Here is a 22,154-nt window from a genome sequence, read left to right as displayed (position 1 = left end):
GCCCCGCCCGCCCCGCACCCCGGAACGAGGTGTCGTCGTGCCCCGACGTCCTGCCCATGTCGCGATGGTCGGCATTCCCGTCGTCAGTCACGTCCTGCCCAGCCTCGCGGTCATCCGCGAACTGGTGGCACGCGGCCACCGGGTGACCTACGCCAACGACCCGGCGGTCGGCGACCTGATCGCTTCCACCGGTGCCGAGCCGGTCCCCTGTCCCTCCGTTCTGCCGGTCGCCGACAACGACTGGCCCCAGGACCCCGTCGCCGTGATGAATCTCTTCCTCGACGACGCCGTCCAGGCACTGCCCCGACTGCGCGCCGCCTACGACGACGACCCGGCCGACCTGTACCTGTACGACATCGGCGCCTACGCCGCCCGCGCCCTCGCCGAGTCCCGGAAGCGGCCCGTCCTCCAGCTGTCCCCGACGTTCGTGGCCTGGGACGGCTACGACCAGGACGTCGCGGCACACCTGCGGAAACTGCCCGGCGCCGACGCGTACCGGGCGAGGTTCGCCCGGTGGCTCGCCGACTGCGGGGCGGCCACCACCGACGTCGACGCCTTCTCCGGCCCCCCTGCCCGGGCCCTGGCCCTGATCCCCCGGGCGATGCAGCCGCACGCCGACCGGGTCGACCCCGGCACGGTGACCTTCGTCGGCCCCTGCCTCGACGCCCCGGAGGACGCGGACGCGTGGACCCGCCCCGCGGACGCCGAGACCGTGCTGCTGATCTCCCTGGGCTCGGCGTACACCCGGCAACCGGAGTTCTACCGTCAGTGCCTCGCTGCCTTCGGCGACCGGCCCGGCCTGCACGTCGTCCTCCAGATCGGCAAGTACACCGACCCGCGGGAACTCGGTGACATCCCGCCGAACGTCGAGGTCCACTCCTGGGTCCCGCAGCGGGCGATCCTGGAGCACGCCGACGCGTTCGTCACCCACGCCGGCATGGGCGGCAGCGGCGAGGGACTGCTGGCGGGCGTCCCGATGATCGCCGTACCGCAGGCCGCCGAGCAGTTCATGAACGCCGACCGGCTGGTGGAACTGGGCGTGGCCCGGCGCGTCGACACCGCCGACGCCACCGCCGAGACCCTGCGGGCGGCCCTGCACGGCCTGCTCACCGACCCCCAGGTGCGCCGCCGGTCGGCACGGCTGCGTGCCGAGACACGCGCCGAGGGCGGCACCCGGCGCGCCGCCGACCTCATCGAGGAGGCGTTGACCTGAGAGCGGGGGCCGGCCGTCGGGTCACGTCGTCAGCGAGGCCGCCGCGTCCGTGCCCCAGCTCGCCAGCAGCCGCAGCGCCTCCGCCGACGGCGAGCCCGGCTCGGCGTGGTAGGTGATGAACGCCTGCTCGTCGTCGTCGACCAGGCGGAACGTCTCGAAGGACAGGGTCAGGTCGCCGACCAGCGGGTGCCGCATCCGCTTGACGCCGTAGCTCTTCTCCTTGACGTCGTGCGTGGCCCACAGCCGCCGGAACTCCTCGCTCTTCACGGACAGCTCGCCGACCAGGGCGGACAGCCGTGGGTCGTCCGGGTGCCGGCCCGCGTCCATGCGCAGGAAGCTGACCATGTCGTACGCCTTCTGGTCCCAGTCGACGAACAGCTCGCGGTACTCCGGGTTCAGGAAGACCAGCCGCGCCCAGTTCCGCTCCTGGGCCGGCAGTTCGCCCCAGTCGCCGAAGAGGGCGGCGGCCATGCGGTTCCAGGCGAGGATGTCCGACCGGCGGCCCGTCACGTAGGCGGGCACCGTGTCGATCGACTCCAGCAACTGGAGCAGCGCCACCCGCACCGGCTGCTGCGCCCGCCCCGCCGAGGCCCGCCTGCGCTGCTGCTTCGGCTTGGCGAGGTGCGTCAGGTGGGCGTGCTCGGCGTCGGTGAGCCTGAGCGCCCGGGCGATGGAGTCCAGGACCTCCGTCGACACGTTCTGCCCGTTGCCCTGCTCCAGCCGCGTGTAGTACGCCACGGACACCCCGGCGAGCTGCGCCAGCTCCTCGCGGCGCAGTCCGGGCACCCGGCGGTGCCGTCCGTACTCCGCCAGCCCCACGTCCTCCGGCTTCAGCCGGGCCCGCCGGGTCCGAAGGAACTCGCTCAGTTCGGCACGCCGGTCCAGCTGTCCATCCATGCCTCCAGTATTCCCGGTCGTACGCACAGGAGCCTGTCCCCGTTGGTGGTAGGCACGCTGGACGTAGGCAGAACCGTGGTCTGGGTGGAGTCCGGCGGGACAGGCAGGGTGGAGAGCGAACACCCCTCTACGAGAATCCCGGAGACTCCGGCATGACCACCACTGTCGCCGCATACGCGGCCCCCGCCGCCAAGGCTCCGCTGGAGCGCACCACCATCGAGCGGCGCGAGGTGCGCGAGCACGACGTCCTGATCGACATCAAGTTCGCCGGCATCTGCCACTCCGACATCCACCAGGCCCGCGAAGGGTGGGGCGAGGCCATCTTCCCGATGGTCCCCGGCCACGAGATCGCGGGCGTCGTCGAGGCGGTCGGCTCCGGCGTGACGAAGTTCAAGGTCGGCGACCACGTCGGGGTCGGCTGCATGGTCGACTCCTGCGGTGAGTGCGAGAACTGCGTGGCGGGTGCCGAGCAGCACTGCGTCCGCGGCAACGTGCCGACGTACAACGGCGTCGGCAAGGACGGCGAGCCCACCTACGGCGGGTACTCGCAGAAGGTCGTCGTCGACGAGGCCTTCACCCTGCGCATCCCGGACGGACTGCCGCTGGACGCGGCCGCGCCGCTGCTGTGCGCCGGCATCACCACGTACTCCCCGCTCAAGCACTGGGGTGCGGGCCCCGGCAAGAAGGTCGCCGTCGTCGGCCTGGGCGGCCTCGGCCACATGGGCGTCAAGATCGCCCACGCCCTCGGCGCCGAGGTGACGGTCCTCTCCCAGTCCCTGCGCAAGAAGGACGACGGCCTCAAGCTGGGCGCCGACCACTACTACGCCACCAGCGACCCGAAGACCTTCGAGGAGCTGGCGGGCTCCTTCGACCTGATCCTCTCCACGGTCTCCGCGCCCCTGGACTTCGGCGCCTACCTGGGCCTGCTGAAGACGGGCGGCGCCCTGGTGAACGTCGGCGCTCCGGAGGAGCCGATCTCGCTGAACCTCTTCTCCCTCATCGGCGGCAACAAGACCCTCGCCGGTTCGATGATCGGCGGCATCGCCGAGACCCAGGAGATGCTGGACTTCTGCGCGGAGCACGGCATCGGCGCCGAGATCGAGCTGATCGCCGCGTCCGAGATCAACGAGGCCTACGAGCGCGTGCTGGCGAGCGACGTCCGCTACCGCTTCGTGATCGACACGGCGACGATCTGACACCGGACGCGGGCCGGCCGGCTGCGTCGTTCCCGCGGAAAGCCCCGGCGAGACGCTGAATACGGCAGCAACGCCCACCGGTCCCGGTGGGCGTTGCTTCGTCGAAAGGCGCCGCACGAGCCGCGAACGGGCCGTCCAGGGCGGGCCGGTGCGAGGGCCTCGGCGAAGGGGGGTTCGAGCACGTCGATGTCCTCGCCCTCCTCCTCCGGCCCGCCGCCGTTGCCGGTGCGGTGAGTCGGGAGGCAGGGGCCGCGCAGAAGCGCAGGCGCTCGGTGACCGAGCCGGGGCTCATGCAGGCGTCGACGACGTGGGTGAGCGGGCCGAGCGTCCACCCCGAGTTCCTCCTCGGCCTCGCGCCGGACGGCGGCCGGCGGGTCGTCGCCGGGTCACGCGGCCCGGACGCCCTCCGGCGGAGAGGTGGGGACGGGGCCGGTCATGTGCGTCCGCCGGGGCAGCAGGAGCGGGGTGGCGAGCAGGAGGACGCCCGAGACGGTGATCGCGGTCAGGGGGCTGGTGAGGCCGGCGAGGACGCCCCAGATCGTCATCAGAGCGGCCTGCACGAGTCTGCTGCTGACGCTCCAGGTGCCGATGACCCGCGCGGCACGGTCCGTGGGGGTCCGTTGCAGGCGTTCCGTGGCGTAGATCGGGTTGAAGACGCCCATGCAGGTGATCAGCAGGGCCTCGACGACGATCACGGTGAGGAGCCCGGGGACGCCGGGCCGGACGAACGCGAGACCGAGCGGGAAGAGGGACCGCAGCCACCCGGAGACGGCCATCACCCGGTACCGGCCGTAGCGCTTCACCAGGCGGGCCGAGAGGCGGGCGCCCACGAAGCCGCCGAGCGCCGGGATGCCGAAGGCGATCCCGTACTGCCAGGCCGGGAAGTGGTACTCGCCCAGCAGGAGGACGGCCAGGAGCGGGACGGTGGCCATGATCAGGCCGCCCACCAGGACCGAGTTGAGGAACAGCCGCCGCAGGACCCGGTCGTGGAGGATGAACCGCCAGCCGCCGAGGAGGCCGGCTCGGCCCGACCCGGTCGCCGGGTCGCGTGGTGTCGCCACGTCGCCTCCGCGGATGCGCAGGATGCCGAGCGCGGACAGCAGATAGCTGAGGGAGTCGGCCAGGACCGTGACGACCGGGCCGAGCAGCCCGACGAGCGCGCCGCCGATGGGCGGGCCCGCCGCGGTCGCCACCCAGTTGGTGCCCTCGAACCTCCCGTTGGCGACGAGGAGGCGATCACCGCGGACCAGGTGTTTCAGGTAGGCGCCGGACGCGGCGGTGAAGGCGATGCCCGCGGTCCCGGAGACGACCGAGACGACCAGCAACTGGACGTAGGACAGCAGGCCGAGGAAGTACGCGACCGGGACGCTCACCATGGCGAGGAACCGGGCCAGGTCCGTCGCGATCATCACCGGACGCTTGGGCCGGTGCTCGACCCACGGCCCCAGCGGGAACGCGACGATCGCCGCGACGGCGAGCCCGGCCGCCTCCAGCAGCGACACCGCGAACGCCGACGAGTGCAGCACGCGCACCGCGATGAGCGGGAACGCGCCGAACGCCGTCCACGTGCCGTACGTGCTGATGGCGTAGGCCAGCCACAGCCGGCCGAAGTCGGACCCCGGTCCCACGCGCACACGACTCCTTCGGAACAACCGATGTTTGGGTCCGCCCATCACATCGGTCACAGCAGTGCTGGATCAAACAACCGCCCTTCGGTGAGCCACAACCATCGGTTGAGCACGCATAGGCTGCGCCCATGGACACCGAGGCAGTGCGATCGTTCGTCCGGGCGGCCGAGCTGGGACAGCTCCAGCACGCGGCCGACGAGCTGGGCGTGACACAGCAGGCGGTCTCGAAGCGGATCGCCGCCCTGGAGCGCGAGCTGGGAGCCCGTCTGTTCACCCGAACCGCCCGAGGGGTCGAACTGACGCTGGACGGCCAGGCGCTCCTCCCGCACGCCCGGAGCGTCGTCGCGGGTGTCGACCGTGCCGTCGCCGCGGTCAGGCCGGCCTCGCGGGCCCTGCGGATCGACGTGCTCGGCCTGCGGAGCGCGCAGGCCGTCGTTCTGCACGACTACTGGCGCTCGCGTCCCGGGACCGACCTCGACGTGGTGACCCTCAGGGTCGACGACCCCCACGTGGCGGCCGCCGCCGTCCAGGCGGGTGAGATCGACGCCTCGTTCCGCAGCGTCACCGATCCGGCCACGCTGCCGCCCGACGTACGGATGATCCACGCCTTCGACTCTCCGCTGGAACTCCTCGTCGGCCCCCGGCACCCGCTCGCCTCCGCACGCACCCTGACACCCTCCCGGCTGCGCGGGCTGCGGATCTGGGTGCCCGGCATCGCGCCACGCAGCGAATGGGCGGACTTCTACGACCAGCTCACCGAGGCCTTCGACCTGCGCATCGACGCGGCCGGCCCGAACTTCGGCAACGAGGTGCTCCTCGACACCCTCGCGGACTCCGCCGACGTCGCCACCCTCGTCGGCACGCGCGACCGGTACATCTGGCCCGCCCATCACGACCTGCGGCGCATCCCGGTCGTGAACCCGACGCTCGCCTACCCGCTCTCCCTCATGCTCCCCGCGACCAGTCCGCACCCGGGCCTGAGGGCGGTCATCGACCACCTCGCCACCCTGCCACCGCCCCCCGGGCCGTCCTGGCGGCCGTCCTGGGCCCTGACAAGGTGAGCGGCCGGGCGGGCACGGAATCGCGCGGAACCCTCACGCGTTGAGAGAAGCGGGCAAGGAATGCCGGCGGTGTGCGAGCCGGGCAGCCCGAGCGACCGGACCGAACGATTTTGGAGGGGCCGTAATGGCTGCGCAGACGCAGAGGGCCGTGCTGGCGGGCGGATGCTTCTGGGGGATGGAGGAGCTGATCCGCCGTCTTCCGGGTGTGACCGCGACCCGGGTCGGATACACCGGGGGTGACGTGCCGAACGCGACGTACCGCAACCACGGCACGCACGCGGAGGCCATCGAGATCCTCTTCGACCCGGAGGTGACCGACTACCGCGCGATCCTGGAGTTCTTCTTCCAGATCCACGACCCGAGCACCAAGAACCGCCAGGGCAACGACATCGGCCTCAGCTACCGCTCGGCGATCTACTACGTCGACGACGAGCAGAAGCGGATCGCCGAGGACACGATCGCCGACGTGGACGCCTCCGGGCTCTGGCCCGGCAAGGTCGTCACCGAGGTGGAGCCGGTCGGCCCCTTCTGGGAGGCCGAGCCCGAGCACCAGGACTACCTGCAGCGTTACCCGGAGGGCTACACCTGCCACTTCCCGCGCCCGGGATGGCGACTGCCCGCCCGCACGGAGGGCTGACCCGAGGGGCCCGGCCGTCGTCCCGGCCGGGCCGCCGCGCGGGGACCGCTCAGTGCGGCAGCGTCGCCGGGCTGCCGCCGTTCGCCTCGTAGCCCGCCACCGCCAGGGCACGGTAGACCGCGAACTCCGCCGCCGGGTCGGGCGACAGGGTCCAGGGCAGGGCGCCGACATGGCCGTCGATGACTATGAGCTGGTTCATGGCCTCGGCCCAGCGCTCGCCGCGGACCAGGAAGAAGACCAGCAGATGGCGCACGTGCGCCTGCGTCGGGTCGTCGGGACGCGCCGAGTGGACCGCGTGCAGCGCGCCGTGGACCGCCTTGGTGACGACCTCGCTCTGGTAGAAACCGCTGACCAGATTGACCTCGGGCAGGTGCTCGAAGACCGCGAACAGCGGCATCGCCGCCAGCAGTGACCCCCGGGGCGCGCGGGCCGCGGCGGCCTCCGCGAACGAGTACGCCAGGTCACGCGAGCCGTGCCACTTCTCGCACCAGTAGGGCAGGGCGGCCAGGTGCGCGCCCATGTGGGCCGGGGCGCGGTCCAGGATCTTCAGCCACAGCTGCTCGAACTCCTCGCGCGGGTAGGCCAGGCCGCGCGCCACCGACAGCTCGATGATGTACGGGACCGGGTCGCCGGGGGCCAGCAGCGCCGCCTCACCGCACGCGGCCTTCGCCTCCTCCATGATGATCCGGAACTCGTCCGTGCCCGGCGTCGCCGTCCGCCACGCCTGCTGCACCAGGAACTCGGCGTGCACGGCCGCGCCCCCCGCGTCCTTGGGAGCCTCCGCCCGCCACACCCGCAGCCACTGCCCGCCCGGCATCTCGCCGACCCCGCCGGGCCGCTGCCGCAGCTCCAGCGACGCGGCGCCCGCGAAGGCCTGCACGCGCTGCCAGCGGCGCTCGCCGTCGGTCTCCGTGCCGGCGAGCAGCTGCTGCGCCCCACGGTAGTCCTGCGTGCGCTGGACCAGGTCCAGGACGTCCAGCAGGTCCTGGTCGGGACCGGGCATGCGGACGTCCAGCTCCTCCTCGCGGGCGAAGCCGTAGTTCGCGGGGTCCGCGGCGTCCGGGTGGCCGGGCGGGACCAGCCCGACCGCGCTCCGTCGGCGCCGCAGCACGGGGAGCAGCACGAAGCCCAGCATGACCAGGGCGATCAGGACCCAGAGAATCTCCATGTCACCAGCGAACCAGACGCCGCCGACAATTGGCCAACCTGTGCCGGGCGCATGTGGAAAACGCGCGGAGCCGCCCGCGGCACTACTCTCGGTGCTCATGAGCGACACGCACTTCAGTCAGCACTTCGAGACGCTCGCGATTCACGCGGGCAACACCGCCGATCCCCTGACGGGAGCGGTGGTTCCGCCGATCTACCAGGTGTCGACCTACAAGCAGGACGGCGTCGGCGGCCTGCGCGGCGGCTACGAGTACAGCCGCAGCGCCAACCCGACCCGGACGGCGCTGGAGGAGAACCTCGCCGCCCTGGAGGGCGGCCGTCGCGGCCTCGCGTTCGCGTCCGGACTGGCGGCCGAGGACTGCCTGTTGCGTACGCTGCTGCGCCCCGGCGACCACGTGGTCATCCCCAACGACGCCTACGGCGGCACCTTCCGCCTCTTCGCCAAGGTCGCCGCCCGGTGGGGCGTGGAGTGGTCGGTGGCCGACAGCGGCGACCCCGCCGCCGTACGGGCCGCCCTCACGCCGAAGACCAAGGCGGTGTGGGTGGAGACGCCGTCCAACCCGCTGCTCGGCATCACCGACGTCGCGGCCGTCGCCCAGGTCGCCCGGGAGGCCGGGGCCCGGCTCGTCGTCGACAACACCTTCGCCACGCCGTACCTCCAGCAGCCGCTGGCGCTCGGCGCGGACGTCGTCGTGCACTCCCTGACCAAGTACATGGGCGGCCACTCGGACGTCGTCGGCGGCGCGCTGATCGTGAACGACCAGGAGCTGGGCGAGGAGCTGGCGTTCCACCAGAACGCGATGGGCGCCGTCGCCGGGCCCTTCGACTCCTGGCTGGTGCTGCGCGGCACCAAGACGCTCGCGGTGCGCATGGACCGGCACAGCGAGAACGCCGGCAAGGTCGCCGAGATGCTCACCCGGCACGCGCGCGTGACGAGCGTGCTGTACCCGGGACTGCCGGACCACCCCGGTCACGAGACCGCCGCCAAGCAGATGAAGGCGTTCGGCGGCATGGTCTCCTTCCGCGTCGAGGGCGGCGAGGAGGCGGCCGTCGAGGTCTGCAACCGCGCGAAGGTGTTCACGCTCGGCGAGTCCCTGGGCGGCGTCGAGTCGCTGATCGAGCACCCCGGCCGGATGACGCACGCCTCCGCGGCCGGTTCGGCCCTGGAGGTGCCCGCCGACCTGGTGCGCCTCTCGGTCGGCATCGAGAACGCCGACGACCTGCTGGAGGACCTCAAGCAGGCGCTCGGCTAGGGGTTCACCAGCCCTCCCAGCCCGTCACGGGTGGGGTCGTCTCGGACGGCGGCTCCACCCAGGGCTGGACGGTCAGCGCCCACACCGTGAACGCCACGGCCGCGGCGCACAGCACCAGCCACAGCAGACGGCGGGCCACCGCCCTGCGCCGCAGCATCCGGCTCCCACGGCGCAGGACGTCCCCGTACAGCTCGGGCGGTACCTGCGGCGGCGACTGCTCCATGATCCGCCGCGCGGTGGCCTCCCGTTCGAGGCGGTTCACCGCCGCCCCCCGGTGTCCCGCACGGTGTCCCGCGCGCGCGTGCCGGTCACGACGTCGCCGCCTTCGCCACCCGCCGGGAGGGCTCCGGCCGCGGATACAGCAAGGCGGCCATCGCCCGCTCGTGGACCGTCCGCACCCTTTCCACGGGCAGGGCCAGCAGGGCCGCCACCTGCTCCTCGGCGACCCCTTCGTACAGCCTGAGCACCAGCACCAGGCGCTCCTGCGGGGTGAGTCCGCCCAGCGCGCCGGCGGGGCGCCGACGGGTCAGGCCGAGGGCGCCGCCGTGACGGTGCCAGGCCTCGCGGGCGAACCGGGTGGCCAGGTACTGGCGAGCGCGGTCGTAGGGATCCTCGCCGCGCAGCCCGTCCCAGCACGCGTACGTGTGGGCCAGGGACAGCGCCAGCAGGCGCCGCGCGCCGGGGTTGTCGTCCGGCGGCTCGGCCGTGAGCAGGGTGGCGGCGTGCAGCAGCCGGCCCGCCGCGCCCGCGACGAACGCTTCGAACTCCCGGGTCCGCAGGGCGCCCCGGACCGCATGCCGTTCTCGCACCGCGCCTCCCGCCTGATGGGCGACACCCGTGACCTCCGGCCGCCTGCACCGGCGCCCGGTCTCATATCAGGCCAGGGTCGGCCCGCCGGTCAAGAGTGCGGGGCCGTCCGTCCGGGAGAGCCCGGGGAAGTTCGGGGAAAGCCGCGGAAACCCGGGGCTCGGCGGCTCAGGAGGCCGACGACGACTCCGGGCCCCCCGCGCTCTGCGGGGCCGTACGGGCGGACAGGGCGCTGTTGAAGCGCGACAGGAGCGTGCAGAACGCCTCGCGCTCCTCCGGCGCCCAGTCGTGGGTCAGCTCGGCCATCAGCTGACGCCGCGAGGACCGCACCTCGCCCAGTCGCGACACACCGCGCGGGGACAGCTGGAGCACCACCGCGCGTCCGTCCTCGGGGTGCGACGTCCGCTTGACGAGTCCGGTGTCGACGAGCGGGGCCACCTGCCGGGTGACCGTCGAGGAGTCGATCCCCATGCTCGCGGCGAGGGCCTTGACCCCCATCGGGCCCTCTTTGTCGAGGCGGTTCAGGAGCAGGTAGGCGGCGCGGTCCATGGAGTTGCGGACCTGCCCGACCCCGCCGAGCCGGGTCTGTTCCGCGCGGCGGGCGAAGAGCGCCACCTCGTGCTGGAGCGTCTCGAGAAGACCGGGGTCACCGGCGGTCGTCATGTCCATCGACATTTCAGGTGTTGTGGGCATGGCCGGGGGCTCACTTCGTGGAGGGCTGCTAATTGGGGGACAGGGTACGCGGCCGGGCGGCGAGACGTACCGGCGCTGCGCAAAGCGGGTCTCGGAGGTTGGTCACAACGATCGCGGGCGCCCGTGAACTGCGATGCTGGTCGCATGAGCTACAGCACCGCCGCCGCTGTCCGATCCGTCACCCTCGACGATGTGCGCGGAGCCCAGAAGATGCTCTCGGGTGTGGCGCGGGTGACGGCGATGGAGGGCAGCAGGTACCTGTCGCAGCTGGTCGGGGCGCCGGTGCACCTCAAGTGCGAGAACCTCCAGCGGACGGGTTCGTTCAAGCTGCGCGGGGCGTACGTCAGGATCGCCGGGCTGCTGCCCGAGGAGCGGGCCGCCGGGGTCGTCGCGGCCAGCGCGGGCAACCACGCGCAGGGCGTCGCGCTGGCGTCGACCCTGCTCGGTGTGCGTTCGACGGTGTTCATGCCCAAGGGCGCCCCGCTGCCGAAGATCAGCGCCACCCGGGACTACGGCGCCGAGGTGCGCCTGCACGGCCAGGTGGTCGACGAGACGCTGGCCGCCGCGCAGGAGTACGCGGAGCGCACGGGCGCGGTGTTCATCCACCCCTTCGACCATCCCGACGTCATCGCCGGTCAGGGGACGGTCGGGCTGGAGATCCTGGAGCAGTGCCCCGAGGTGCGGACCGTGGTCGTCGGCATCGGCGGCGGCGGGCTGGTGGCCGGGACGGCGGTCGCGGTGAAGGGGATCCGGCCGGACGTGCGGATCGTGGGCGTGCAGGCGGAGGGCGCGGCGGCGTATCCGCCGTCGCTGGCCGCGGGGCACCCGGTGGCCGTCGAGAACCCGGTGACGATGGCCGACGGCATCAAGGTGGGGCGGCCCGGTGACGTGCCGTTCGGGATCGTCGGCGATCTGGTGGACGAGGTCCGCACGGTCTCCGAGGACGAGCTGTCCACCGCGCTGCTGCTGTGCCTGGAGCGGGCCAAGCTGGTCGTGGAGCCGGCCGGGGCGAGCCCGGTGGCGGCGCTGATGAGCGATCCCGGCGCCTTCGAGGGGCCGGTGGTGGCCGTGCTGTCCGGGGGCAACGTGGACCCGGTGCTGATGCAGGGCGTGCTGCGGCACGGCATGGCCGCCCAGGGCCGCTACCTGGCGGTCCGGCTGCGGCTGACGGACCGGCCGGGCGCCCTCGCCACGCTGCTCGGGGTGTTGTCGGTGGTCGATGCGAACGTGCTGGACGTGAGCCACGTCCGGACCGACCCGCGCCTCGGGCTCACGGAGGCGGAGGTCGAGCTGCACCTGGAGACGAAGGGCACGGAGCACTGCGCCGAGGTCGGCCGGGCGTTGCAGGACGCGGGATACCCGGTCATCGGCTGACCCGGGCGCCGGCGCCTTCCGCATCGAAGCTCCCGGCCGGAGCCCCGCTCGTCACTCGTTCGGGGAACTGCATTGTGAGACGCGATACATCGCGTTAGTGTGTGTCCCGTGCCACTCGGCCGTTCCGTGTCCGGCGGTCGTGGGCGGAGCGCGCCGGAGAACCGGCAAAAGAACAAGCGGAAAAAATCGCACGATCCTAGGCTTTCCGAAGAATCCCCGACGACGTGGAGACTCATATGCCAGGCGCCATCTACGCCGAAGGCCTGGTGAAGACCTTCGGTGACGTAAGGGCTCTGGACGGCGTCGACCTCGAGGTCCCCGAGGGCACGGTCCTGGGCCTCCTCGGGCCGAACGGCGCGGGCAAGACCACCACCGTCCGCTGCCTGACCACCCTGCTGCGGCCCGACAGCGGCAAGGCCGTCGTCGCCGGCCTCGACGTGCTGAGGCAGCCCGACGCGGTACGCCGCTCGATCGGACTCTCCGGCCAGTTCGCCGCGGTCGACGAATACCTGACCGGCCGGGAGAACTTGCAGATGGTCGGCCAGCTCTACCAGATGCGGGGCAGGGAGGCGAAGCGCCGGGCGACCGAGCTGCTGGAGCAGTTCCACCTCGCGGACGCCGCCGACCGCCCCACCAAGACCTACTCCGGAGGCATGCGACGCCGGCTCGACCTCGCGGCGGCCCTCGTCGTCTCGCCGCCCGTGATGTTCATGGACGAGCCGACCACGGGCCTGGACCCGCGCAACCGCCAGCAACTGTGGGAGGTCATCAAACAGCTGGTCTCCGGCGGCACGACCCTGCTGCTGACCACCCAGTACCTGGAGGAGGCCGACCACCTCGCGCACGAGATCGCGGTGGTCGACCGCGGCCGGGTCATCGCCAAGGGCACCTCCGACCAGCTCAAGGCCCGCACCGGCGGCGAGCGCGTCGAACTGGTCGTGCACGAGCGCGAGCACATCGGGACCGCGTCGGAGGTGCTGCGCGGCTTCGGCAAGGGCGAGACGACCGTCGAGGAGCACATGCGCAAGCTGACCGTGCCCGTGACCGGCGGCGCCAAGCTGCTCGCCGAGGTCATCCGCGAACTCGACACCCGCGGCATCGAGATCGACGACATCGGCCTGCGCCGCCCCACCCTCGACGACGTCTTCCTCTCCCTCACCGGCCACGCGGCAGAAGCGGCGGACGAGGCGAACGAGGCGAACGGCCCGGCGGAGGGGGCCGGTCGCCGGCCGGAGGGCACCGGTCACCCGCAGGAGAAGGAGGTCACCAAGTGAGCATGATGGCCGACTCCCTGGTCATTGCCCGCAGAAATCTGATCCGGATGACCAGGATCCCCGAGATGGTCCTGTTCGGGGTCATCCAGCCGGTGATGTTCGTGATCCTCTTCACGTACGTCTTCGGCGGCTCGATGCAGATCGGGAACACCACCGACCCGGGCGTCTACAAGGACTTCCTGATGGCCGGCATCTTCGCCCAGACCGTCACCTTCGCCACCGCCGGATCGGCGGCCGGCATCGCCGACGACATGCAGAAGGGGCTGGTCGACCGCTTCCGCTCCCTGCCGATGGCCCGCGGTGCCGTGCTGACCGGCCGCACCGTCGCCGACCTGGTGCAGACGGCGATCACGCTGCTCGTCCTCGCGATCGTCGCGCTGATCGTGGGGTGGCGCACCGGCTCCGCGGAGCCGACCAACGCCGGACGGATCCTGGCCGGCTTCGGCCTGCTGCTTCTCCTCGGGTACGCCTTCACCTGGATCGGAGCGCTGATCGGCCTGTCCGTGCGGACCCCGGAGGCGGCGACCTCGGGAGGGATCATCTGGCTCTTCCCCGTGACGTTCGTGTCGAACGCCTTCGTGGACTCCAGTCAGATGACGCCCTGGCTCCGGCACATCGCCGAATGGAACCCGTTCAGCGCCACGGTGCAGGCCTGCCGGCAGCTGTTCGGCAACCCGGGGGTCGTGCAGTCCGATGCCTGGCCCATGCAGCATCCCGTCTGGGCCTCGGTGATCTGGTCCGTCCTGATCATCGCGCTCTTCCGGACACTGGCGGTGCGCAAGTACCGCTCGGCCGACGGCTGAGCACTCCCCGGGGACGACGAAGCCCCCGGCGTCACGAGGACGCCGGGGGCTCGTGAAGGACAGGGATCAGCCGTTGTAGGGCTCGGCCTTGAGGATCTTCACGGAGGCCGACTTGCCGTTCGGCAGCTCGTACTCCGCGTCCTCGCCGACCTTGTGGCCGTTGACGCCGGAGCCCAGCGGGGACTGCGGCGAATAGGTCTCGATGTCCGAGCTCGCGTACTCGCGCGAGGCGAGCAGGAAGGTCAGCGTGTCGTCCTCGTCGCCGTCGAAGGCGATCGTGACGACCATGCCGGGCGCCACCACGCCGTCCGCGGCGGGGGCCTCGCCCACCTTCGCGCTCTCGAGAAGCTGGGTCAGCTGGCGCACGCGGAGCTCCTGCTTGCCCTGCTCCTCCTTGGCAGCGTGGTACCCGCCGTTCTCGCGCAGGTCCCCCTCCTCGCGCGCCGCGGCGATCTTGGCAGAGATCTCGGTGCGCGCGGGACCAGTAAGGTACGCAAGCTCCTCCTTGAGCTTGTTGTACGCCTCCTGGGTCAGCCAGGTGACGTTCTCGCTGGTCTGGGTCACAGGTGCTCCTCGTCGGTACTGGGAATACAAAGCAACGCCCTACCCAGAAGGATGTTCCTCCACGGAAGGGCGAAACCACGAGCCTAACAATTCAGTGGGCAAAGGGGGAGGACATAAGCCACTAGATTCACGTCAACGCAGGTCAGCGTTGACGGATTCCCGGGGGTGTCACTCCGCGTGGCAGCCGAGCAGCTCGGCCGACGTGCCGCGGGCCTTCGTGCGCAGCGTGACGACCTTGTCGATGCGCTTGGCGTCCCCGTCGAAGCGGAAGTCGGCCCGGCCCACCTCGTCGCCGTTCTCGGCCTGGGAGCGCATCGTGCAGTAGCCCGCGGCCCCGGCGTCCTTGTGGACCTCCAGATGCACCTGGACCGCCTTGTCGGTGATCTCGAAGCTGATCACCTGTGCGCTGATCTTGTTCTGGCCGACGTAGTGGTAGCCGAACCAGCCGATCACCACGAGCAGCACGGCACCGAGCACGGCGCCGACGACCTTGAGGGTGCGGTCGGACCGTTCGTCCGAGGAGCGGCCGTAACGGCCCTCGGGCGCTCTCGTGGTCGCCGTGCTCATGATCGTCCTCTCGGCAGGAGCGGGAGAATGTCCCGAAAGGGGCCCCGAAGCGTGTTGTTCCCGGACCCCGGAATTATTCGCCCCCCGATTCGGTCACTATAGAAGCCTCCCGCCCGACACCCGACCGCCGCCCCTGAACGACGACGCCCCTACGGGGCGGCACCTATTGGATCGCGCCACCGCACTCAGGGCGCCGACTGACCGAGGATTGAGTCTTGACTGACCAGCTGCGACTGATGGCCGTCCACGCCCACCCCGACGACGAGTCGAGCAAGGGCGCGGCCACCATGGCGAAGTACGTGTCCGAAGGGGTGGACGTGCTGGTGGTGACCTGCACGGGCGGCGAGCGCGGCTCCATCCTCAACCCCAAGCTGCAGGGCGACGCGTACATCGAGGAGAACATCCACGAGGTGCGCAAGAGGGAGATGGACGAGGCCCGGGAGATTTTGGGCGTCAAGCAGGAGTGGCTCGGCTTCGTCGACTCCGGCCTGCCCGAGGGCGACCCGCTGCCGCCGCTGCCGGAGGGCTGCTTCGCCCTGGAGGACGTCGACAAGGCGGCCGGTGAGCTGGTGCGCAAGATCCGCGCCTTCCGTCCCCAGGTGATCACCACCTACGACGAGAACGGCGGCTACCCGCACCCCGACCACATCATGACCCACAAGATCACGATGGTGGCCTTCGAGGGCGCGGCCGACACCGAGAAGTACCCGGAGAGCGAGTACGGCCCGGCGTACCAGCCGCTGAAGGTGTACTACAACCAGGGCTTCAACCGCCCCCGCACCGAGGCGCTGCACAACGCGCTGCTGGAGCGCGGCCTGGAGTCGCCGTACGGGGACTGGCTCAAGCGCTGGGCGGAGTTCGAGCGCAAGGAGCGCACGCTCACCACGCACGTGCCCTGCGCCGACTTCTTCGAGATCCGTGACAAGGCGCTGATCGCGCACGCCACGCAGATCGACCCGGACGGTGGCTGGTTCCGGGTGCCGATGGAGATCCAGAAGGAGGTCTGGCCCACCGAGGAGTACGAGCTCGCGAAGTCCCTCGTGGACACTTCCCTCCCCGAGGACGACCTCTTCGCGGGCATCCGGGACAATGCCTGACATGAGCGCAAGCGCAAGCCTGGCAATGACGCACCTCGTCACCCTCGCCGAGATCGACGAGGACAAGGTCACCCCCGGCGTCCTCGGCTTCATCGTCTTCGCGGTGATGGCCCTGGCGGTGTGGGGTCTGATGAAGTCCATGAACCGGCACATGGGCAGGGTCGACTTCAAGGAGTCCCCGGACCCGGAGGCCGGTGCCCCCGGCGGCGGGACGGGCAAGACCTCCGGCCGGGCCGAGCCGCAGCAGGGCTGAACCCGGGACGTGCGCGCACCGGGCCGGAGCGGCAGCCGTGCCGCCCCGGCCCGGCGAGCGGCAGGGTTCACTGCCCCGCCGTCACCGCCACGCCCATCACCTCACGCGCGTGCCGGTTCGGGATCATGCCGAGACGCCAGGCCTGCCAGCCCGCCTCCAGCTGCACACCCCGCTCCAGCAGCAGCTGGTACGCCTCCACGTAGTCGTCCAGCTTCGTGTCGCGTGCCGGATGCCGGGCGCGGGACAGCTGGGCCAGCTCCTCCTGCGCCACCGCCGTGCCGACCTCCACCCCGCCGGGGGCGGCGTACGGCAGCAGCGTGCAGCGCAGGAAGCGGGCCCAGTCCTCGCCGCGCCGGTCGCCGTACGCCGCGAACAGCGCCGCCGCCTCGTCGCACAGGGCCAGCGCCTGCGGCGTACGGGCGTTGCCGGCGTCCACCACGGCCAGCTCCAGGCACGTCCACGCCTCGCCGTGGCCGACACCGATCCGCTGGAAGTCGGCGCGCGCGTCGACGAGGAGCTGGCGGGCGAAGCCCGAGTTCCTGAGCGAGCCCGTCTGGGCGGCCCGCTGGTCCCGGGTCACCCGCGCCGAATGGTGCCGGGCACAGGCCAGGCCGTACACGTCCCGCATCCGCGAGAACATCGTGCGGGAGCGTTCCAGCTCACGGACCGCCCGGTCCAGGGCGCCCGTCTCCTCGAGGGCCTGCCCCAGGTAGTAGATGCTCCACGCCTCACCGCGCGCGTCCTCGTTCTCGCGGTGGCGGGCCGCGGCCTGCCGCAGCTCCTCGGCCGCTTCGGAGGCGTCGCCGTCCATCAGCCGGGCCCGCGCCAGCTGGGTCAGCGCCCATGCCTCGCCGCGGGCGTCCTGGGTACGGCCGTACAGGTCCAGGGCGGCCCGCAGCTCCGACTCCGCCCGCGGCACGTCGCCCATCCGCAGCCGCAGCTGGCCGAGCTGGAAGTGGGCCCACGCCTGGCCGTGCACCGACTCGCCCGCGCGGTGCAGGACCAGTGACTCGGTGAGCAGGTCCATGGCCTCCGCCAGCCGGGCCCGGTCCCGCTGCACGGCCGCCAGCGCGTGCAGCGTCCACGCCCGGTCCGTGGCCAGCTCCGGCGAGGCCTGGAGGTCCAGCGCCTCCCGCAGCTTCGCCGCCGCCTCGGTCAGATTGCCCTGGTGGTGCAGCGTGATCCCGAGCGAGCACAGGGCACGCGCCGCCCCCGCGTCGTGATGGGCCTCCCTGTACAGGTCGACCACGGAGGTGAGCGTGGTGCGTGCCTTGTCCAGCTCGCCGAGCTGCCGGGCCGCGATACCGGTGCGCCACTGCACGGAGCGCACCAGCAGCCCCTGGTCCACGGACTGCGCCAGCTCGCTGATCTCGCCCAGCCGGTACAGGTCGCCCCGCAGCAGGCAGTAGTCGCACAGCGCGCCCAGCAGGTTCAGCACCGTGCCCTGGTCGACGCCCTCCGCGTGCCGCAGCGCCGCCGTGATGAAGCTCGACTCGTCGTCCAGCCAGCGCAGCGCCTCGTCCAGGGACGTGAAGCCGTGCTGCCCGAACCGGTCCGAGCGGGTCGACATGTTGCCGTCCACCAGGCGCAGCACCGAGTCGGCCAGCTCGGCGTAGTTCGCGATCAGCCGTTCCTGCGCCGCCGCGGTCTCCGCCGGCTCCTCCTCGTCGAGGAGGCGGGCCCCGGCGAAGGACCGCACCACGTCGTGCAGCCGGTACCGGCTGCCCCGGACGTGATCGAGCAGCCCCGCGTCCGACAGCGCCGCCAACTGCCGCGCCGCCTCCGTCTCGTCGGTGGCCAGCAGCGCGGCCGCGGCGGCGGCACCCAGCGAGGTGCGCCCGGCCAGCGCCAGCCGGCGCAGCAGCCGCCGGGCCTGCTCCGACTGGTCGGTGTAGCGCAGCCACAGCGCCCGCTCGACCGGCTCCACCGGACCGTACGCGCCCAGGTCGGCGGCCAGCCGGCGCGGCGAGCGCGGGCCCAGTGACGAGCCCGCGATGCGCAGCGCCAGCGGCAGCCCGCCGCACAGCTGCCGGATCCGCTCGGCGGAATCCGCGTCGTAGGGCCCCGACGCGTCCTCGGCGGCGGCGCCGAGCAGTTCCTCCGCGCCGGCCGCGTCCAGCGGCTCCACCGGCAGCCGGAACACCCGCGCGGGCAGGTCGGGCGGCAGCTCCAGCGCCTTCCGCGCGGTGACCAGCACCAGGCTGTCCGACCGCTCGGGCACCAGCGCGCGCACCTGCTCGGGGTCCGAGGCGTCGTCAAGTACGATGGTGACCGGCACGCCCGTCAGATGCTGGTGGTACAGCTCGCTCAGCCGCTTGACCTGCTGGTCCGCCGAGGACCGCTCCCGGAACAGCAGCTGCTCGCGGGGCGCCCCGAGCCGGTTCAGCAGATGCAGCAGGGCGTCCCGGGTGGTCAGCGGCGACTCGCCCCCCGACGAGGCGCTGTCCCCGCGCAGATCGACCACGCACGCCCCGCGGAAGTGGTCCCGCAGTTCGTGCGCGGCCCGCACCGCGAGCGTCGTGCGGCCGCTGCCGGGCGCCCCGTGCAGCACCACGACCGTCGGCTGCGTCTCCGTGCTCGCCCGGGCCGCCTGCACCCACTGCCGCAGCCGCGCCATCTCCTGGCGCCGCCCGGCGAACACGCCCTCGGGCTGCGGCAGCTGCGCGAACGACTGCTCCAGCACACTGCGCCCCCGGGCCGCCGCGCTCTTGTCGGCGCCCCGCAGCTTCGGCCCCGCCTTCTTCGGCCCCGTGGACGCGGCGAGCACCCGCTGCTGGTCCAGGAACGGCCGGATGCCGCGCACCTCCAGCGCGGTGAGCCACTGGAGCCGCAGCTGCTCGGGCCCGCCCGGCTGGCTCACCGCACCGGCGCGGTGATGGGCGGCCGGCACATGGGAGCCGGCCACCTTGACCACGGTCGCCGCCGCGCCGGCGACACCCACGGCCACGCCCGCGCCGACGGCCGTGCCCGTGCCGGTGCCGAGCGCCACGTCGGCGACGACCGCCGAGACCGCCGCCACGGCGGCCACCAGCAGGGGAGTGCCGCCGCCCTCCTGGGCGTAGCGCTGCCGGAAGGTGAGCTGTCCGGCCGACGCCTCGTCCAGGGCGCGGGTGTAGGCCTCGTACTCCTCGGCGGCCGTCTCCGCCATGGTGTCCAGGGCGCCGCGGGCCCGCGACAGCAGCGCGTTCCCGTCCGTGCGCCCGCCCGAGCGCCGCACCTCCTCCTCCACGGCCCGCGTCAGCAGCCGCTCGGCCTCCACCCGATGACTGTCCCGCATGTCCCGTCCCCCTCCGGCGGCAATGGCATCCCCCTGGTGTCCCCAGGCATGGCCGGTCCCTCCCGGCCCGCCCCCGGGTCCTTCCCCGGTTGTCCGCCGGTCAAATGTGCCGCGGTGAGGAGACCCTGCGGAGAGGACCGGGCGGACGGCGGTGTGCTGTCCGGCGGGGCGGGGGTACTGGGGCAGGATGGACACCATGCCGAACCGACTGGCGCACGAGACGTCCCCCTATCTCCTTCAGCACGCCGACAACCCCGTCGACTGGTGGCCCTGGTCGGACGAGGCCTTTGCCCAGGCGCGGCGACGGGACGTGCCGGTGCTGCTGAGCGTCGGGTACAGCAGCTGCCACTGGTGCCACGTGATGGCGCACGAGTCGTTCGAGGACGGGCCGACCGCCGAATTCCTCAACTCGCACTTCGTCAGCGTCAAGGTCGACCGCGAGGAGCGCCCCGACGTCGACGCGGTGTACATGGAGGCGGTGCAGGCGGCGACCGGGCACGGCGGCTGGCCCATGACCGTCTTCCTCACCCCGGACGCGGAGCCCTTCTACTTCGGCACGTACTACCCGCCCGAGCCCCGCCACGGCATGCCGTCCTTCCGGCAGGTGCTCCAGGGCGTCCAGCAGGCGTGGACGGAGCGGCGGGGCGAGGTCACCGAGGTCGCGGGCAAGATCGTGCGGGATCTCGCCGGGCGGGAGATCTCCTACGGCGACGCGCAGGCGCCCGGCGACGCCGAGCTCGGACAGGCGCTGCTCGGGCTGACCCGTGAGTACGACGCGCAGCGCGGCGGGTTCGGCGGGGCGCCGAAGTTCCCGCCGTCCATGGTGATCGAGTTCCTGCTGAGGCACCACGCCCGCACCGGCGCCGAGGGCGCGCTGCAGATGGCGCAGGACACCTGCGAGCGCATGGCACGCGGCGGGATCTACGACCAGCTCGGCGGCGGCTTCGCCCGGTACTCCGTGGACCGGGACTGGGTGGTGCCGCACTTCGAGAAGATGCTGTACGACAACGCCCTGCTGTGCCGGGTCTACGCCCATCTGTGGCGTGCCACGGGGTCGGAGCTCGCCCGCCGGGTCGCCCTGGAGACCGCCGACTTCATGGTCCGCGAACTGCGCACCGCCGAGGGCGGGTTCGCCTCCGCGCTGGACGCGGACAGTGACGACGGGATGGGCCGGCACGTCGAGGGCGCGTACTACGTGTGGACGCCCGCACAGCTCACCGAGGTGCTCGGGGCCGACGACGCCGCGCTCGCCGCCCAGTACTTCGGCGTCACCGAGGAGGGCACCTTCGAGCAGGGCTCCTCGGTGCTGCAACTGCCGCAGGAGGAAGGCGTGTTCGACGCCGAGCGGATCGCGTCCGTACGGGAACGGCTGCTGGCCGCCCGCGCGGAGCGTCCCGCCCCCGGCCGCGACGACAAGGTGGTCGCCGCCTGGAACGGCCTGGCGATCGCCGCGCTCGCCGAGACCGGCGCCTACTTCGAACGCCCGGACCTGGTCGAGGCCGCCGTGGCCGCCGCCGACCTGCTGGTGCGGCTGCACCTCGACGAGCACGGCCGGCTCTTCCGCACCAGCAAGGACGGCCGTGCGGGCGCCAACGCCGGGGTGCTGGAGGACTACGCCGACGTGGCGGAGGGCTTCCTCGCCCTCGCGTCCGTCACCGGTGAGGGCGTCTGGCTGGACTTCGCCGGGCTGCTGCTCGACCACGTCCTCACCCGCTTCACCGACGACTCCGGCTCCCTCTACGACACCGCCGCCGACGCCGAGCGGCTGATCCGCCGCCCGCAGGACCCGACCGACAACGCGACCCCGTCCGGCTGGACCGCCGCCGCGGGCGCCCTGCTGTCCTACGCCGCCCACACCGGTTCCGAGCCCCACCGCACCGCCGCCGAGCACGCGCTCGGCGTGGTGAAGGCGCTGGGCCCGCGCGTCCCGCGCTTCATCGGCTGGGGCCTCGCCGCCGCCGAGGCCCTGCTCGACGGGCCCCGCGAGGTCGCCGTCGTCGGGCCGGACCTCGGTGACGGCGCCACCCGGGGTCTGCACCGCACGGCACTGCTGGGGACGGCGCCGGGCGCGGTGGTCGCCGTCGGGGCCGAGGGAAGCGACGAGTTCCCGCTGCTCGCGGACCGCCCGCTGGTGGGCGGCGCGCCTGCCGCGTACGTCTGCCGCAACTTCACCTGCGATGCGCCGACGACGGATCCGGAGCGACTGCGGACCGCACTGAACAGCTGAAAGGACACGGACGAAACCCACCGCAACGGAACCGGTGGGCGAACTGTTCACAACCGGCTCCTGTTGTGAGGAAACACGCTCTTCACCGAAACGGCCGATGTGTTTCACAGAAGACCCCTAGCCTCTTCACCGTGACGTGGCGGACGCCTGATCCGGGCGGGCCGTC

At 72.3% G+C, this 22,154-nt stretch carries 20 protein-coding genes and 1 pseudogene; 11 read left to right on the top strand and 10 right to left on the bottom strand.

Annotated elements, in window-relative coordinates; all coding sequences use genetic code 11:
- Positions 1 to 64 precede the first annotated feature (64 nt).
- Positions 65 to 1,213, top strand: coding sequence for a macrolide family glycosyltransferase (locus ACIRG6_RS11730; protein WP_403322494.1), 1,149 nt, complete (start codon positions 65 to 67; stop codon positions 1,211 to 1,213).
- A gap of 21 nt (positions 1,214 to 1,234) precedes the next feature.
- Here ACIRG6_RS11730 and ACIRG6_RS11725 read toward each other — a convergent pair whose 3' ends face one another.
- Positions 1,235 to 2,110 carry a helix-turn-helix transcriptional regulator gene (locus ACIRG6_RS11725; RefSeq protein WP_225631988.1) on the bottom strand — a complete coding sequence of 292 codons (876 nt, stop codon included), beginning with the start codon at positions 2,108 to 2,110 and terminating at the stop codon, positions 1,235 to 1,237.
- A gap of 152 nt (positions 2,111 to 2,262) precedes the next feature.
- Here ACIRG6_RS11725 and ACIRG6_RS11720 point away from each other — a divergent pair, with 152 nt between their 5' ends.
- Positions 2,263 to 3,306, top strand: a complete 1,044-nt coding sequence (locus ACIRG6_RS11720; RefSeq protein WP_239765629.1) for an NAD(P)-dependent alcohol dehydrogenase — start codon at positions 2,263 to 2,265, stop codon at positions 3,304 to 3,306.
- Here ACIRG6_RS11720 and ACIRG6_RS11715 read toward each other — a convergent pair.
- Together ACIRG6_RS11715 and ACIRG6_RS11710 are read right to left on the bottom strand one after the other, a co-directional pair.
- Positions 3,273 to 3,686, bottom strand: a pseudogene (locus ACIRG6_RS11715) (hypothetical protein); the annotation flags it as partial. The gene ACIRG6_RS11720 and the pseudogene ACIRG6_RS11715 sit on opposite strands and share 34 nt — an antisense overlap.
- 6 nt (positions 3,687 to 3,692) lie before the next feature.
- Positions 3,693 to 4,940, bottom strand: a complete 1,248-nt coding sequence (locus tag ACIRG6_RS11710; protein WP_403322237.1) for an MFS transporter — start codon at positions 4,938 to 4,940, stop codon at positions 3,693 to 3,695.
- A gap of 122 nt (positions 4,941 to 5,062) precedes the next feature.
- On the opposite strand from ACIRG6_RS11710, the gene ACIRG6_RS11705 reads away from it, so the two are divergent.
- On the top strand, positions 5,063 to 5,995 hold the full coding sequence (locus tag ACIRG6_RS11705; protein ID WP_364676164.1) for a LysR family transcriptional regulator: 933 nt from the start codon (positions 5,063 to 5,065) through the stop codon (positions 5,993 to 5,995).
- 124 nt (positions 5,996 to 6,119) lie between these two features.
- Complete coding sequence (gene msrA / locus ACIRG6_RS11700) at positions 6,120 to 6,632, top strand: peptide-methionine (S)-S-oxide reductase MsrA (protein ID WP_189228952.1); 513 nt, start codon at positions 6,120 to 6,122, stop codon at positions 6,630 to 6,632.
- Between the two features lie 49 nt (positions 6,633 to 6,681).
- On the opposite strand, the gene ACIRG6_RS11695 is transcribed toward msrA, so the two are convergent.
- Positions 6,682 to 7,800: a hypothetical protein gene (locus ACIRG6_RS11695; protein ID WP_350714246.1), complete on the bottom strand. Its 1,119-nt coding sequence runs from the start codon at positions 7,798 to 7,800 to the stop codon at positions 6,682 to 6,684.
- Between the two features lie 97 nt (positions 7,801 to 7,897).
- Here ACIRG6_RS11695 and ACIRG6_RS11690 point away from each other — a divergent pair, with 97 nt between their 5' ends.
- A complete protein-coding gene (locus ACIRG6_RS11690) occupies positions 7,898 to 9,052 on the top strand; it encodes a cystathionine gamma-synthase (RefSeq protein ID WP_364676160.1) in 1,155 nt (384 codons plus the stop codon).
- 4 nt (positions 9,053 to 9,056) lie between these two features.
- On the opposite strand, the gene ACIRG6_RS11685 is transcribed toward ACIRG6_RS11690, so the two are convergent.
- The 3 genes from ACIRG6_RS11685 to ACIRG6_RS11675 form a co-directional block, all read right to left on the bottom strand.
- Complete coding sequence (locus ACIRG6_RS11685) at positions 9,057 to 9,314, bottom strand: hypothetical protein (protein ID WP_403322233.1); 258 nt, start codon at positions 9,312 to 9,314, stop codon at positions 9,057 to 9,059.
- Between the two features lie 46 nt (positions 9,315 to 9,360).
- Positions 9,361 to 9,861 carry a sigma factor-like helix-turn-helix DNA-binding protein gene (locus tag ACIRG6_RS11680; protein WP_364676157.1) on the bottom strand — a complete coding sequence of 167 codons (501 nt, stop codon included), beginning with the start codon at positions 9,859 to 9,861 and terminating at the stop codon, positions 9,361 to 9,363.
- A gap of 166 nt (positions 9,862 to 10,027) precedes the next feature.
- On the bottom strand, positions 10,028 to 10,534 hold the full coding sequence (locus ACIRG6_RS11675; protein WP_318214200.1) for a MarR family winged helix-turn-helix transcriptional regulator: 507 nt from the start codon (positions 10,532 to 10,534) through the stop codon (positions 10,028 to 10,030).
- 162 nt (positions 10,535 to 10,696) lie between these two features.
- Between ACIRG6_RS11675 and ilvA the strand changes: the two genes are divergently transcribed.
- From ilvA to ACIRG6_RS11660, 3 genes are all read left to right on the top strand, one after another.
- Positions 10,697 to 11,926, top strand: a complete 1,230-nt coding sequence (ilvA, locus tag ACIRG6_RS11670; RefSeq protein ID WP_403322232.1) for a threonine ammonia-lyase — start codon at positions 10,697 to 10,699, stop codon at positions 11,924 to 11,926.
- A gap of 236 nt (positions 11,927 to 12,162) precedes the next feature.
- The gene (locus tag ACIRG6_RS11665; protein ID WP_403322229.1) at positions 12,163 to 13,200 is read left to right on the top strand and encodes an ATP-binding cassette domain-containing protein; all 1,038 of its coding nucleotides are present in this window, start codon (positions 12,163 to 12,165) and stop codon (positions 13,198 to 13,200) included.
- Positions 13,201 to 13,205: 5 nt separating this feature from the next.
- Positions 13,206 to 14,003, top strand: a complete 798-nt coding sequence (locus ACIRG6_RS11660; protein ID WP_364676203.1) for an ABC transporter permease — start codon at positions 13,206 to 13,208, stop codon at positions 14,001 to 14,003.
- Positions 14,004 to 14,069: 66 nt separating this feature from the next.
- On the opposite strand, the gene greA is transcribed toward ACIRG6_RS11660, so the two are convergent.
- Together greA and ACIRG6_RS11650 are read right to left on the bottom strand one after the other, a co-directional pair.
- Complete coding sequence (greA, locus tag ACIRG6_RS11655) at positions 14,070 to 14,567, bottom strand: transcription elongation factor GreA (protein ID WP_161167970.1); 498 nt, start codon at positions 14,565 to 14,567, stop codon at positions 14,070 to 14,072.
- A 168-nt stretch (positions 14,568 to 14,735) separates the two neighbouring features.
- A complete protein-coding gene (locus tag ACIRG6_RS11650) occupies positions 14,736 to 15,134 on the bottom strand; it encodes a DUF4307 domain-containing protein (protein WP_350714260.1) in 399 nt (132 codons plus the stop codon).
- Positions 15,135 to 15,349: 215 nt separating this feature from the next.
- Here ACIRG6_RS11650 and mca point away from each other — a divergent pair, with 215 nt between their 5' ends.
- A complete protein-coding gene (mca, locus tag ACIRG6_RS11645) occupies positions 15,350 to 16,231 on the top strand; it encodes a mycothiol conjugate amidase Mca (protein WP_364676142.1) in 882 nt (293 codons plus the stop codon).
- Entirely contained in the window at positions 16,224 to 16,484 is a 261-nt protein-coding gene (locus ACIRG6_RS11640) for a hypothetical protein (RefSeq protein ID WP_189228938.1), read from the top strand. Before mca ends, ACIRG6_RS11640 begins: the two co-directional genes overlap by 8 nt.
- 67 nt (positions 16,485 to 16,551) lie before the next feature.
- Here ACIRG6_RS11640 and ACIRG6_RS11635 read toward each other — a convergent pair whose 3' ends face one another.
- Positions 16,552 to 19,761, bottom strand: a complete 3,210-nt coding sequence (locus ACIRG6_RS11635) for a tetratricopeptide repeat protein (RefSeq protein ID WP_403322226.1) — start codon at positions 19,759 to 19,761, stop codon at positions 16,552 to 16,554.
- 196 nt (positions 19,762 to 19,957) lie between these two features.
- Here ACIRG6_RS11635 and ACIRG6_RS11630 point away from each other — a divergent pair, with 196 nt between their 5' ends.
- Positions 19,958 to 21,988, top strand: a complete 2,031-nt coding sequence (locus tag ACIRG6_RS11630) for a thioredoxin domain-containing protein (protein WP_364676137.1) — start codon at positions 19,958 to 19,960, stop codon at positions 21,986 to 21,988.
- The last annotated feature ends 166 nt before the right edge of the window (positions 21,989 to 22,154 follow it).

Origin of the sequence: Streptomyces flaveolus (assembly GCF_044765825.1) — a bacterium.
Taxonomy (GTDB): Bacteria; Actinomycetota; Actinomycetes; order Streptomycetales; family Streptomycetaceae; genus Streptomyces; species Streptomyces flaveolus.
Note: the sequence above shows the minus strand (reverse complement) of the source record. Positions and strands in the feature narration are given on the sequence as shown.